Annotated in this window: 13 protein-coding genes and 2 pseudogenes; 7 read left to right on the forward strand and 8 right to left on the reverse strand. The window is 58.1% G+C overall.

Annotation, left to right across the window (positions count from 1 at the left end):
- Positions 1-51: 51 nt before the first annotated feature.
- Positions 52-624, forward strand: a complete 573-nt coding sequence (locus ACMGF8_RS18910; protein ID WP_207167709.1) for an HD domain-containing protein — start codon at positions 52-54, stop codon at positions 622-624.
- Positions 625-881: 257 nt separating this feature from the next.
- A complete protein-coding gene (katG, locus tag ACMGF8_RS18915; RefSeq protein ID WP_207167711.1) occupies positions 882-3,062 on the forward strand; it encodes a catalase/peroxidase HPI in 2,181 nt (726 codons plus the stop codon).
- Between the two features lie 215 nt (positions 3,063-3,277).
- On the opposite strand, the gene ACMGF8_RS18920 is transcribed toward katG, so the two are convergent.
- Entirely contained in the window at positions 3,278-3,706 is a 429-nt protein-coding gene (locus ACMGF8_RS18920) for a hypothetical protein (protein WP_416756956.1), read from the reverse strand.
- A 222-nt stretch (positions 3,707-3,928) separates the two neighbouring features.
- Here ACMGF8_RS18920 and ACMGF8_RS18925 point away from each other — a divergent pair, with 222 nt between their 5' ends.
- The 3 genes from ACMGF8_RS18925 to ACMGF8_RS18935 all read left to right on the forward strand — a co-directional run bounded on the left by ACMGF8_RS18925 (position 3,929) and on the right by ACMGF8_RS18935 (position 5,041).
- Positions 3,929-4,192 carry a hypothetical protein gene (locus ACMGF8_RS18925; RefSeq protein WP_102864520.1) on the forward strand — a complete coding sequence of 88 codons (264 nt, stop codon included), beginning with the start codon at positions 3,929-3,931 and terminating at the stop codon, positions 4,190-4,192.
- A gap of 1 nt (position 4,193) precedes the next feature.
- Entirely contained in the window at positions 4,194-4,382 is a 189-nt protein-coding gene (locus ACMGF8_RS18930; protein ID WP_305948495.1) for a hypothetical protein, read from the forward strand.
- An 86-nt stretch (positions 4,383-4,468) separates the two neighbouring features.
- Entirely contained in the window at positions 4,469-5,041 is a 573-nt protein-coding gene (locus ACMGF8_RS18935; protein WP_197662858.1) for a DUF1963 domain-containing protein, read from the forward strand.
- Here ACMGF8_RS18935 and ACMGF8_RS18940 read toward each other — a convergent pair.
- Positions 5,036-5,735, reverse strand: a pseudogene (locus ACMGF8_RS18940) (phytanoyl-CoA dioxygenase family protein). The gene ACMGF8_RS18935 and the pseudogene ACMGF8_RS18940 overlap by 6 nt on opposite strands.
- Positions 5,736-6,026: 291 nt before the next feature.
- On the opposite strand from ACMGF8_RS18940, the gene ACMGF8_RS18945 reads away from it, so the two are divergent.
- The gene (locus tag ACMGF8_RS18945; protein ID WP_305948497.1) at positions 6,027-6,320 is read left to right on the forward strand and encodes a DUF3077 domain-containing protein; all 294 of its coding nucleotides are present in this window, start codon (positions 6,027-6,029) and stop codon (positions 6,318-6,320) included.
- 471 nt (positions 6,321-6,791) lie between these two features.
- A complete protein-coding gene (locus tag ACMGF8_RS18950; protein WP_078047889.1) occupies positions 6,792-7,775 on the forward strand; it encodes an LLM class oxidoreductase in 984 nt (327 codons plus the stop codon).
- 38 nt (positions 7,776-7,813) lie between these two features.
- On the opposite strand, the pseudogene ACMGF8_RS18955 reads toward ACMGF8_RS18950, so the two are convergent.
- The 6 genes and pseudogenes from ACMGF8_RS18955 to ACMGF8_RS18980 all read right to left on the reverse strand — a co-directional run.
- Positions 7,814-7,996 (reverse strand): annotated as a pseudogene (locus tag ACMGF8_RS18955) (potassium transporter); the annotation flags it as partial.
- A 194-nt stretch (positions 7,997-8,190) separates the two neighbouring features.
- Positions 8,191-8,493, reverse strand: a complete 303-nt coding sequence (locus ACMGF8_RS18960) for a putative quinol monooxygenase (protein WP_023047152.1) — start codon at positions 8,491-8,493, stop codon at positions 8,191-8,193.
- A gap of 228 nt (positions 8,494-8,721) precedes the next feature.
- A complete protein-coding gene (locus ACMGF8_RS18965) occupies positions 8,722-9,822 on the reverse strand; it encodes a low temperature requirement protein A (protein WP_115487450.1) in 1,101 nt (366 codons plus the stop codon).
- A gap of 97 nt (positions 9,823-9,919) precedes the next feature.
- Positions 9,920-10,459, reverse strand: coding sequence for a DsbA family protein (locus ACMGF8_RS18970; RefSeq protein ID WP_305948499.1), 540 nt, complete (start codon positions 10,457-10,459; stop codon positions 9,920-9,922).
- A gap of 11 nt (positions 10,460-10,470) precedes the next feature.
- Positions 10,471-11,013 (reverse strand): redoxin domain-containing protein, encoded by a 543-nt coding sequence (locus ACMGF8_RS18975; protein ID WP_305948500.1) that lies wholly within the window; start codon positions 11,011-11,013, stop codon positions 10,471-10,473.
- Between the two features lie 513 nt (positions 11,014-11,526).
- Positions 11,527-13,767 carry a putative bifunctional diguanylate cyclase/phosphodiesterase gene (locus ACMGF8_RS18980; RefSeq protein ID WP_416756957.1) on the reverse strand — a complete coding sequence of 747 codons (2,241 nt, stop codon included), beginning with the start codon at positions 13,765-13,767 and terminating at the stop codon, positions 11,527-11,529.
- Between the last annotated feature and the right edge of the window lie 80 nt (positions 13,768-13,847).

The following is a 13,847-nucleotide window of genomic DNA, read 5'->3' on the forward strand; positions in this document are numbered from 1 at the left end:
TCGCCCGCCGCCCCACGGCGCGGGCCTCATTCACGTGCAGCAGGCTTGTCCATGACCCCCGAACTTCTCAGCGGCCGTCTCGACTTTCTCCGTGAAGCGGAAAAACTCAAGGACGTGCTGCGCAGCGCCCACACCTCCAGCGGCCGCCAGGAAAGCACCGCCGAGCACAGCTGGCGCCTGTGCCTGATGGCGCTGCTGTTCGAAGACCAACTGGGGGACCTGGACCTGCTGCGGGTGCTGAAACTGTGCATCGTCCACGACCTGGGGGAAGCCATCCATGGCGACATCCCGGCGGTGGCCCAGGCCGCCCACCCGGACAAGAGCCAACAGGAACGCGACGATCTGCAATACCTCGCCCGGTCCCTGGACGCCCCGGCCCGCCAGCGCCTGCTGGAGCTGTGGGACGAATACGAAGGCGCCGCCAGCACCGAGGCGCGCACGGTCAAGGCCCTGGACAAGCTGGAAACCCTGCTGCAACACACCCAGGGCCAGAACCCGGCGGATTTCGACTACGGCTTCAACCTCGATTACGGCCGCCGCTACACCGATGCCAGCCCGTTGTTCCAGGCCCTGCGCCAGCAGATCGATGCCGACACCCGGCGCCGCCTCGACGCCCAGGACTGAGCAGCGGTTCACGATCGGCGGTGCCTGGCTCAGGCGCCGCTGAGCATGCCCGGGCAGCGCTCGCAAAAGGATGAACAGGCTCCGGCAGGGGGCAGGGCGCCCGCTTGGGGCCTGACACCGGTCATGGTTTTTTTCTGGCAGGGTCATCAAGCGAAGCTATTTTTACCTTCGCTTGTCCTTCACTACGCTTTTCACACGGTTGTCCAACCCGGGGCCAACGTCGAGCGGCAGGTTTTCGATGACCGAAGGAGTGATCCATGTCCAATGAATCCAAGTGCCCGTTCAAACACACCGCCGGCGAAGGCACCAGCAACCGTGACTGGTGGCCCGGCCAACTGAACCTGAAGATCCTCCACCAGCACTCGCAGCTGTCCGACCCGATGGCCGAGGACTTCGACTACGCCGCCGAATTCAAGACCCTGGACCTGGCCGCGGTGAAGCGCGACCTGCTGGCCTTGATGACCGACTCCCAACCCTGGTGGCCGGCGGACTTCGGCCACTACGGCCCGCTGTTCATCCGCATGGCCTGGCACAGCGCCGGCACCTACCGCATCGCCGATGGCCGCGGTGGCGCCGGGGGCGGGCAGCAGCGCTTCGCCCCGCTCAACAGCTGGCCGGACAACGTCAGCCTGGACAAGGCGCGGCGGCTGATCTGGCCGATCAAGCAGAAATACGGACGCAAGCTCTCCTGGGCCGACCTGATCATCCTCACCGGCAACGTCGCCCTGGAATCCATGGGCTTTAAAACCTTCGGCTTCGGCGGTGGCCGCCAGGACGTCTGGGAGCCGGACGACCACGTCTACTGGGGCAGCGAAACCACCTGGCTTGGCGACCAGCGCTACAGCGGCGACCGCGAGCTGGAGAACCCCCTGGGGGCGGTGCAGATGGGCCTGATCTACGTCAACCCGGAAGGCCCCAATGGCAACCCCGACCCCCTGGCCGCGGCCCGGGACATCCGCGAAACCTTCGCCCGCATGGCCATGAACGACGAAGAAACCGTGGCCCTGATCGCCGGCGGCCACACCTTCGGCAAGACCCATGGCGCCGGCCCCGCAACCCATGTCGGCCCGGAACCGGAAGCCGCCGGCCTGGAAGAGCAGGGCCTGGGCTGGCGCAGCAGCTTCGGCACGGGCGTTGGCGGCGACGCCATCACTAGCGGCCTGGAAGTGATCTGGACCACCACCCCGACCCGTTGGAGCAACGACTTCTTCGACCACCTGTTCGGCTACGAATGGGAACTGACCACCAGCCCCGCCGGCGCCCACCAATGGCAACCCAAGGCCGGCGCCGGGGCCGACAGCGTGCCCGACCCCCACGACCCGAGTAAACGCCGCACGCCGTCGATGCTCACCACCGACCTGGCGCTGCGTTTCGACCCGGCTTACGAGGCCATCTCCCGACGCTTCCACCAGCACCCCGAGCAACTGGCCGACGCCTTCTCCCGCGCCTGGTTCAAACTCACCCACCGCGACATGGGCCCGCGCGCCCGTTACCTGGGCCCGGAAGTGCCGGCCGAAGAACTGATCTGGCAAGACCCGATTCCGGCGCTGAACCACCCGCTGATCGACGCCCAGGACATCCAGCAGCTCAAGGGCCAGATCCTCAATTCCGGTCTGTCCGTGGCGCAACTGGTGTCCACCGCCTGGGCCTCGGCCTCGACCTTCCGCGGCTCGGACAAGCGCGGCGGCGCCAACGGCGCACGGATTCGCCTGGCCCCGCAGAAGGACTGGGAGGTCAACCAACCGGCACAACTGGCCCAGGTGCTGCGCGCCCTGGAAGCGGTGCAGAGCGCCTTCAACAGCGCGCAAAGCACTGGCAAGCGCGTATCCCTGGCGGACCTGATCGTCCTCGGCGGCTGCGCGGCGGTGGAACTGGCGGCAAACAATGCCGGCTACAACATCAGCGTGCCCTTCGCCCCGGGGCGCATGGACGCCAGCCAGGAACAGACCGACGTCGAATCCTTCGCCGTGCTGGAGCCCGTGGCCGACGGCTTCCGTAACTACCTCAAGCCGGTCAGCGGCGTCACCGCCGAAGCCCTGCTGGTGGACAGAGCGCAACTGCTGACCCTCACCGCCCCGCAACTGACCGTGCTGCTGGGCGGCTTGCGAGTGCTGGGGGCCAATGTCGGGCAAGCGCCCCACGGCGTGTTCACCGCGCGCCCGGGCACCTTGAGCAACGACTTCTTCGTCAACCTGCTGGACATGGGCACCCAATGGAAGCCCCAGTCCGAGGCCCGCGACCTGTACGAGGGCAGCGACCGCGCCACCGGGCAATACAAATGGAGCGGCACCCGGGTCGACCTGCTGCTGGGCTCCAACTCGCAACTGCGGGCTTTGGCCGAGGTGTATGCAGCGGCGGATGCGGGAGAGAAGTTCGTGAAGGACTTTGTCGCCGCCTGGGACAAGGTGATGAACCTGGACCGGTTCGATCTGCGCTAAGGAGATTTACAGCTAGGTCAAACCACAACGCCTCACAGTGGACTCACGCTGATGATCTGTGGCGAGGGAGCTTGCTCCCGCTGGGCTGCGAAGCAGCCCCAAAAACGCCACAGCCACCTCCCCAGTAAGGCGTTTCCAGCAACACGGTCGCCGCCCTCTGGCCGCGACCACCCTTGAATCCGCGGGCGCTGCATCCACAGCGCCCGCCAGAGGCTCTACTGGGCCTTGAGGTACTCATTGAGAAACGCCTGGGCATCGCCATAGCTGGACAGGTTGCTGTCATAGCCCACCTTCAGCGGCTTGGCCTCACCCGGCAGATGCAGCTCGCCATAGCCTTCCTGAAGCAGCAGCACCACGAACTTCTGCCCATCCACCTGAGTGAAGTAACGGGTGTCGCGATCGGTTTGCTCCACGCTCATTTTCTGAATGCGCATGTTCCAGTCGTGGTCGGCGTCTTCCACCTGCACCAGCGCCTGATGGGCGCTGCGCTCACCGATGCGCAGGGTCCAGACCTTCACCCCGTGCGGCCCGGTGTAGGCCAGGATCTTGTCCGCGACCTGTGGCCGTTCCTCGGCCTGGACCAGTCCGATTCCCAGTACCCACGCCATGACCCATGCGGCCGCCCAACGGTAATAAAGCTGCATCCTTCTAGCTCCTGAACATAAAAAGGGGCGCTCATTGAAGCCGACCCGTGCGGCGCTGCCAAGCACCCGAGGCAACAGGCGGGATAAAAAACCCATCGTGTACAACCCGCGCCGGGCGAGGCGCGAGTGGGTTACCATCCGCCGCCTGGGCGCCAAGGCACAACGTATGCGCATGCCCGGCAAGGGAGCCAGCAAATCCCCAGCCTCTTAAGGACAACCCCCATGAGCAAACTGACAGCGCTGATTGAACAAGCCCGTGAAGGCCTTAGCATCCAGCAAAACATCTCCCCGATCGGCTGGGAACTCATCTCCAGACAATGCGGCGCGGCGGAAATCGCCGAGATCAAAACCCGCATCGCCTCACTCAAGGCCGCCCGCGAAGCCGTCGAAGAATGGGACGGCGACACCCGCGATGACCTGTATTTCGCCATCGCCAACTTCACCCGCCTGCTGGAACTGGCCACCGCCTACGCACAAGGTGAATGACATGTCGGCTGAGCGCACAACGGATTATGTCGAGAGCAGCGAGGGCGCCGTGCGCCTATGGATAGAGCAGGGCAGTGCCATTCATCTCAAGGCCTGCACCGAACACAACGACCCCGTGGAGCTAACGGCAGAACAGGCCCTGGAACTGGCCCAGGCACTGCAACGTTTGGCCAGCCGCCTTGCGGACTGAAAGCAGCCCCAAGACCCGCGCCCACGCAACTACCTGGGTAACGACACACCTGAGAGGAACAGCCCCTGTTTAACGAACTAGTGTTTTTGCCCGAAGACCCCGACCAGGACTCCGCCTACCTCGGCGGCAACCCCTACCTGCCTGAGTCCATCCCTTGGCCCACCGACTCGACGGGCGCCCCCTTGCTGCACCTTGCCAGCCTGCCGGCCAGCGTTATCAATCGATACCTTGCCGGCATGCAGTTGAATGACGAGCTGGTGATTTCGCTGTTTACGCCTTACTCAATCGTCAGCGACACCTACATCGAGCAGGCCATGCAAGAGGGCGGCAAGGTGCTGGCCTACAGGCCCGCGGCGCGACAGGTGGATGGTTACGGACAGCCCATCACCCCGGCGCGGCGAATCGCAGTGATTGAAAATCCGGGGCAGGACAGCGACGAAAACGGCCTGGCCAAGATCGCCGGAATACCCGCCTGGATTCAGGGGCAAGAGACACGCCCAGGCTTGAACTATGTGCTGCAGATCAACAACTCCCGGCTGAACAGGGCCGCTCCAGGGCACAAGGGCATTTTGGTCGGCGGAACCGGCTATCTGCTATTGAAGCAAGGCATTGATGACGAAGACCTGATGGCCGGGGCCCTGATCATCCAGAGTTCATAAGACAGGGGGCGGGCCCTCAGCCCACGAGGGCAAATCCTTGGGATCGAAGCGCTCGCGGGTGTCCATCTGAACATTGCGCTGGCTCGCGGTTTGCTGCTGGCTGGCGTACAGCGGCTCGGCAAAGTAACTGATCAGTAGCGAACGCCGGCGCGGCGCCACTGGGGTTGCGGCAGGCCCCGTGCACCAGATCGACATCGAACAGCAGAATGTCCCCCGCAGCACCGGACAGCTGCACCGCGCGGGATTCATCGGCGAAGTCGAACGGCGGCTCCTGCGCACCGGGGCGATGACTGCCGGGAACCAGACGCGTCGCCCCGTTCTGCGGCCCGTAGTCGTCGAGAAAGGCGATGGCATTGACCACATCCCCCGGCCGCTGCACCGACAAATCCCGGTGCAACACCTGATGACCGCCCCCGGCCACGGGCTCGCGCCCTTCCACCTGGGACAGATAGAAACGCTCGCCGATCAACTCGCCCACCACCGCCAGCACCTGGGGCAAGCGGCACAGGGCCTGCACCTGCGCATCCGTATCCAACTGCGAATGGCGCCAGTCCCAGCCACGGGGCACCGGCCACTGATCCGACGGCTTTACCCCGGCATCGAAGGTGGCGCGCAGGTCCGCCAGCCAGTCGGTCGGGATGACCTGGCGCAGCAGGGCATAGCCATTGCGGTGGAGTTGTTCGCGGGCGGTCATGGGGGGCTGGATATCCTTATCTGCAATAACCCGTCGAGCATACCTGCGCGCAAAAGCCCTGGACATAACCGGCGACGGTTTAGCCATTGCCCCAACGCGAACAGCCGCCTAGTCTGCTGCGGTCGCTGCAAAATCAGCGACCGGGCCTGAGAACCCGATCAGATGCAGGCACATTTTTGATCAGGGAGTTTCAATCATGTCTGCCGGTAATCTGTCTGAAATTTGCTGCCGTTCCTTTCGCCTTTCTCCGCTCAAAAACCTCTGCTGCCAGACCCTGGCGGGAGGTGCACAATGAGCCAGTCAACCCCCATCAAAACCCAGGGTTTTGTCACCTTTGGCAATTGCGCCGATCCTGAACTAACGTTGTTTCGCGTTAATGCGGATGTGCCTTTGCAGCAGGCGTTGGAGCAGGCTTCTACCTTGTTGTACTACGCCAAGAAGTTAGCGCTGGATGCTGCTATGGAAGAGCAGGGGGAGCGGTATGCGTGGGCTGCGTATTTTTTGGCGGAGATGGGGAAGGCGGTGATTGATGATGTTGAGTTGGGGTTGAGGGAAAGAGGGAGTGGTGGATCGACTCTGAGTTAGGGCAACATCGCACGGAGTAGATAAAAGCGCCGCTATCGTTGCTTGATAAGCAGTGTCTCTATTACTTGAGAGGCTGCTTTCGGCCAATAGCGGCCGTTCTGGAATGGCAGGAAACGACCGATAACTGCCTTCGATACGCGACTTTCGCCCGTCAGCGGCTCGATTGTAAGAATATGGCGGAGAGCTGCAAAACCGCCTACGCTTATAGAATGATTCCTCGAACGCCTTGCCCATCTGGTGGTATAGAGCCGAGAGATCTGACTTCCTTTGACCGTCCGCTTAACACCTACCCGGACCAACCCGCGCCTATCGCCAGCAACTGCCCCCTGAGTCCGGTCCACACGACCAGCAGTACGGCGCAACGGGTAAAAGCCAGACCCAGTCCCCCCACCTGCCGTTCAAAAGCGACCGATGCCGCAGCACCTCTGGAAACGGGGGCGCTGTTCACGTTCTGTCATGAGGTCAATCCGTATGTATCGGCCGAGCACGATTCCTTACCAGCAGCATCGAGGGTTCAGCCGAACCTTCACTCAGGGGCATTTGAGCCTTGGATTATTCTTTCCCATGGAGGCGTTCGACGGGGACACTCCGAGCATGCTCAACCAGGTCACACTGGCTAAAAAAGCCGAGGCGCTGGGCTTCTGCGCGCTCTGGTTTCGCGACGTGCCGCTTCGCGACCCTGGCTTCGGCGATGTCGGCCAAGTCTTCGACCCCTGGGTTTACCTGGGTTATATGGCCGCCCATACCTCGGAGATTGCACTTGGCACCGCCTCCATCGCCATCCCGCTGCACCATCCCCTGCACACGGCCAAGGCGTCAGCCAGCGTCGATCAGTTGAGCACTGGTCGCTTGATTCTGGGGGTTGCTTCGGGAGATCGGCCAGTGGAGTTTTCGGCGTTTGGCGTCGATCCCGAAAGGCGTGGAGAGATCTTTCGAGAACACTACGAAGTGATTCGCCGCGCCCACAGCACCAGTTTTGAGCCCATCCACTGGAGCACTGGTGAAATGCAAGGCGCAGACCTGATTCCGAAACCTACCACCCAATTCATTCCAATGCTCGTGACCGGCAACAGTCGCCAGTCACTGGATTGGATCGCGCGTGAGAGCAACGGATGGATCAACTATCCACGCATTCCGAACATGCAGCGGCTGGTCGTGGAAGATTGGCGACTGGAGGTCACGAAACAATGTGGCTCTGTGTATAAGCCCTTTACTCAGTCGCTGTACATCGATCTCGATGAGAATCCGTCAACGCCACCCACACGTATCCATTTGGGGTTCAGACTTGGACGTTACCATCTACGATTTTTGCTGGAGTCGCTTGAGGAAATCGGCGTGGACCACGTCATTCTCAATCTCAAATACGGCAAGCGCCCTGCGGTGGAAGTTATTGAGGAATTGGGTACGCACATCGTTGCGCAGTTCGGAGTGCAGCCGCGTCAGGCAGCTCATTGAACATCGGTCACTGCTACGCCGACGAATGCTCACTTGACGAAACCATAAGGTGTCACGGCGCGGATGACCTCCGGTTCTATATCAATGATGGAGATCTTCGCGGCATGAGCGACCGGTGCCCGGCAAACAATCTACCCTACCCAGCCTAAACCCGTGATGAGCACATTGCCTTGCAGATTCTGTGCGGCCTCCACGCCGTCCATGGACACGATTTGCGCGCGTATCCTTTCACTTCTACCGAGCGCGCAAGCATGGCATGAATCCTGGACACGGCACTTTAGCCATGACATTTATCTTCAATACAAGTGTTTTAATTGATCACCGCCCGGGACAGCAGCAGGCCCAGGCGATCCTGATTTTCATACAAGACATCGTGAGCCTCCCCGAACTGAATGGAACTTCCTGTTGGATTTGCTTAACCGGGCAGCTTGGCCGCAAGGACGTCAACCTTCTCGATTGATGGCGGTTCGGCAAATAGCTCGGCAGCGTTTGCCATAAGCGCCGCCGCGACCTTGCCCGAAAGATGAGCCTGCCGGCCCGCTTCATCCGGGAATGCGTCAAAGATGCCAAAGGTGGACGGCCCCAAGCGGATTCCAAACCAGGCTGTAGTGGCTGGCTCCTCCTCCACTAACGGAAGGCCGCCCAAAAGAAAACTTTCTACATCCTTTTCTTTCCCGGGTTTTGCTTCCAGGCGAACGAACAACGCTACTTTGACCATTATGTGGCTCCTGTTGTTACGATGCGGCTGGCGCTATCAGATCGCGATAGCTAAGAGGGGTATCCGAGACTCTTAACTATGGTCGACGATACCAGGATTACAAACCCAAATAGACCAAGGGTAGCGGCGAGTAGCGCACGGGCAGTGAGAACGACGTAGTGGGCAGCATGTAACCGCAAGTCAGCCACTTGCTCACTTGGTCCCACCCTCTGGTCTGATAATAATGATTCAACGATATCTGAAATTTAGAAAAACATAAGAGATCATGGTTGCTGTCAGGCCGACCAATATGTACTCGATGCGGGGTAAAAATACGACTAACCCGCCCAAAGAAAACACTATCAACGTGTTTTGTAGTATGTATTTCCTTATTCTACTCACGGCTATGAAATAGCCATATTGCTTACCTAGGAAAAACAAGGCCATGCCGGTGATCGACATAATCTGAAAATCGCGTATCGCAATGTCGTTCAGGATCGCATGCCTGATCAAATTTGCCAGAAGTGCCAGCCCCATAAAAAGAAAAAGGTGCGAGTAGATTAAGGCGTGCCCACTCATACTGCTTTGATGTTTGTTCAATAAGTAAAAACTATCAAAATAGATCCACCAGATACTGCAAATCATGATAAATCCGGTGATGGCCGCCATCACATTATAATAACCCCATTGAATGTTAGACAGGCCTCCGGAAAGGCTAATAATTGACTCCCCCAATAAGATTAGGGTGAGTAGGCCTATGCGCTCAACCAAGTGTTCCGTGTGCGCTGGCAACGGTTTTAGTTTAGTCCAGAAAAATACAGGAAACAGAATATCAAGAACAATCCCAATATAAGCAACAAGGTAACGCAAGGGCGGGTCAAAAATAACGGATGAAAGACTAATAACTGCGCTAACTAATAGGGCAAAACCAAGCCTTGAGGAAAGTTCGCCGCGAGAATCGAGTTTACTAATGGATGAAATGTACATAACACTGATGATCGCTCGTATACCAAAATAGCAGGCAATAATAAGCGGGTAGTTCACTTCCAGGTCTTCCCCAATCCGTGCCGATAGCACAATGAGCAGTAGCATTATGAATAATGTTGCCAAACGGTGAAGATTACTGTCTGTATCGAACCTGTTAGAGTAAATCGTGTGACTGGACCAGATCCACCACAACGGTACAAAAAGCAGTAAGAATGTCCATAATTGCTTATGTTCAAAGTGGCCGTCATGAACATGTCCGAGAGTGTGCGTAACCTGGCCTATCGTAACAACGAAAGTCAGGTCAAAAAACAACTCCAACCATGTGGCGTGTCGATTTTCTTCATAATACTTCAAAGATTTCATTAGTTGCCGGCTCCGTATCCACCTCTTTAATGTAAAGGAAGCTAACGTTGGTTTTTCCTCGGCTCCGATGTGGGTGATGCCAAGCCGATTTGGCTCTCTAGCGATTTCGTCCACGCACTAACAAAAGCTCAATCATCTGACTCATCCCGATGAACTCTGGAACTCCGTCATAGCGAAGCCCGTCAATGTAAAACGCTGGGGTGCCATTCACGCCGCTGCGTACACCGCCATTGAAATCGGCTTGTATTTTGGGAATGTAAGTATCCTCTTGCATTGCAAGATCGAATTCCTCCTTGGGAAGGCCGTGTTTGAGAACGATGGCGCGATACAGCGGCAGGCCCAATCGTTCCTGATTTTCGTACAATTCGTCGTGGGTCTCCCAGAAGAATCCTCGACTCCCGGCATACTCAGCGGTGACCGCTGCACCCAATGCATGGGGGTGAGCGGTGGTCAGAGGGAAGTTACGGAACACAAACAGCAAGTCATCGCGAAAATGCTGTTGCAGATTCTTGACCATCCAATAAGCTTCACCGCAATAGGGACATTCATAGTCGCCAAATTCCACCAAGGTGACCTTGGCATGCGCACTTCCCTGGCGATGGTCGTTGGCACTTACCGGGACTTTGAGAGTGGCCATGTAATCACCTGTTAATTTTTGGTTGGCGTGCTTTGTGGCGAATTCACCTGAGCATCCAGCGCATCCAGAATGCCGTCCGCCCCAGGGTTGATTGCCATTGGTGAGACGTAGCTCCAGGCGACCACCCCCTCCTTGTCAATCACGAACAGTGCCCTCTTACAAACTCCGAGCTGGGACTCGTACGCTCCATACTGTCGTGCCACCGCCCCTTTGGGCTCGAAATCGGCCAGCAGGCTGAAGTGGAAATTTCGATCTTTGGCAAAGGCCTGATGACACCAGGCGCTGTCAACCGAGATACCCAATAGCACCGCACCATATTCTCTGAAGGTGGGTAACAACTGGTTGTACAAGGTCAGTTGGTCACCACACACCGAAGTCCAGTCAGCGGGATAAAACGCCAGTATCACGGGATTTCCCTTTAGCTCACGCAGCGACAACTGTTGATCAGGGGTTGCGTGAAGAGTGAAGTCGGGCGCGACAGTGCCGGCCGGCAGCGGACCCTGAACCAGGTCGCCATTGGTTTTTTGTGCATCATCTAACTCTGAAGTATTCATTGCTTGAACCTTGATAGATGGGTGGTTGGGACGTGCTCAGTGGGATACGACGTGCCCGGCGGGATAACTCCATCCACCATCAAGGGGAAAAAAAAAGACAACGCTGCCTCGATCTCAGCCTGAGCCTGAGTAATTTCGGCAGCGAAACGTTTACGTTCCGCATCAAGGAACACAAGAAGATCCGCCGTGTAATCGCGGAATTGGATTAGGCCAGGTTGGCAGGGGAATGGTCGGATTCGCTCTGGCTCACCAATGACTATAGTCGTTGATGACGCTTACCGTAGTAACTGAACGAATTTTCGGTACCCTCCAGTGCCAACAACAGTCACGCGCTTAATGCGTCCACGGCCAGGCGTGTTGAGCAGAGCTTGGGTCTAAAGCGCTCAGTTTCCCAAACGCTTCTGGACCCGGCAAAAGATCTGAAGCGCTCAACAGGAACGCTCCAGGACAGAAGTGGCAACTGAAGTGTAGTTCAGGACAACCGGACGCGTTTGAATCTGCGAATTCCCCCGTTCAAACCTGCGGACAAACAAGACCGGGCTTCAGGGACCGGGATGCGCGTAGGCTAAGGAAGGCTTCGAGGTCTACACAGGGCATCGGTTTGGCAAAGTAGTACCCCTGAAAAATATCGCAGCGACTGCCCTTCAGGAAATCGATTTGAGACTTGGTTTCCACACCTTCGGCGACCACCGACAGGCTGAGGTGATGGGCCATGGAAATAATGCCTTGGGTGATCGCTGCATCGTGATGGTCGGTAGCGATATCCCGAATGAAAGAACGGTCAACCTTGATCTTGTCGATGGGTAAACGCTTGAGGTAGCTGAGGCTGGAGTAGCCCGTGCCGAAATCATCGAGCGCAATGCGTACACCTAAAGCCTTGAGCTGGTGCAAAGTGTCGATGGCTTGTTCAACGTTATGCAACAAGAGCGACTCGGTAATCTCCAGTTCCAACTGCCCGGCGCTAAGTTCGTACCTGTTCAGCACTGCCTGGATACACTCGACGAATTGCCCACGCTGGAAATGAATCGGCGAAATATTAACGGCCATCGAGAGACCTGTGATGCCCTGTTCGCTTAGCTGTCGCAGCTGTGCGCAGGCGGTATCGAGCACCCAAAGGCTCAGCGGGATGATCTGGCCACTGTCCTCTGCCACCGGCACAAACACCGCTGGCGAGATAAATCCTTTTTCTGGATGATCCCAACGCAGCAACGCTTCGATCCCGACCACCCGCCCCGTGCGTGCGTCTATCTGCGGTTGATAATGCAACTGGAAGGATTGAGTTTCGATAGCCTTTTGCAGGTCATTGCGCAGGCTCGCGTGCTCGCAAAAACGTTGATTGAGGTCGCTGGTGTACCACTGAAAGTTGTTGCGCCCTTCCTGCTTGGCTTTGTACATGGCCATGTCCGCCTGCTGAATCAGTTGCATCGGCTGCTCGATGTCACCATCGCTCAGGGTGATGCCGACGCTTGCACTCACATGCAGGTCAATACCCTGGATGCAGTAGGGTCTGGCAATGCTCGCCATCAGGCGCTCGGCTACGGGTACAACGTCCTCGTCACGCAGCAGGTCAGGCAGGAGCACAATGAATTCGTCACCGCCCATGCGCACGATGGTGTCACCGGGACGAACTTGCTGGGTCATACGTTGCGCCACTTCGATCAGCACCTGATCGCCAAAGAAATGCCCGATCGAATCGTTGATGGATTTGAATCCATCCAGATCAATGCACATCACCGCGAGCCGCCGATTACGCCGATGACTGATGTGGCAATCCAGAACCAGTCGCTCTTCAAGCGAAACACGGTTAAGCAAACCGGTAAGCCGGTCATGGCTGGCGTTGAAGCTCAATTCGCGTTCGAAATGTTTCTGCGCGCTGATATCCCGGGCAATGCCGAATACTCCGACGATTTCTCCGTTGACCATGATGGGCAGGTTGGAGATATCCATGGTCAACAGTTGCTCACTTTCGTCGCGAAGCTGTGCCTCGAAGCGCTGAGGCGCTCCGGCACGGGCTGCGCAAAAATGCTGACTAACCCGTTGCAGATCCTCATCGAGAACCAGATGGGAAAAGTGATGACCAATGAAATTGACGGCCGTGTGCGGTTTCAGCTTCAGGCCTGCAGGATTGACGCTCTGGATGTTGCCGGCCAGATCGAGGGCGAACACCGGGTTGGGGTTATAGGTGAACAATGAACGAAAACGTTGTTCGCTCTCCTCCAATCGCCGACCGTCACGCTCATGACGGATCGCAATGACGGCCAGTTGCGCGGCAAAAACCAGTTGTTGAATCTGCGCCTCGTCCGGCGCATGGATGCTCTTTTGGTACAGGGCAAATGTCCCCAACACCGTTCCTTGATGGGAGAGCAAGGGGACAGACCAGCAGGAATGCAGGTTATGCCCCAGCGCCAAGCTGCGGAAACGGTCCCAGTTCGGGTCCCGGGCGATGTCTTCAGTGACCACAAGCTCGCGCCGGAACGCCGCGGTGCCGCAGGTCCCTTCCTGCGGACCAATGGCCATGCCATCTATCGCCTCGCTGTACTCGGTCGGCAGGCCGGGTGCCGCGCCGTTAAGCAAGTGTTTGCCCTCGGCATCCGCCAGCAAGATAGAGCAGTAGGTTTCGGGAGTCTGTGTGTCGAGCATCTGGCAGATGGCGCAGAGTACATCGCCCAGATGCTGATCGGTCGCAATCATGCCGAGAATGTCACATTGCGATTGGTGGAAGGTCTTGCTCTGAAAACTTGGACGAGGATTCATTGTAAATTCCTGAAGACTCTCGATTCGTCCGGTCTTCAGAGAGCCAGAAACAGTGGCGGGCCGATCACTGTCCACTTGTG

Source organism: Pseudomonas sp. BNK-7 (assembly GCF_048072025.1).
Taxonomy (GTDB): Bacteria; Pseudomonadota; Gammaproteobacteria; order Pseudomonadales; family Pseudomonadaceae; genus Aquipseudomonas; species Aquipseudomonas danubii.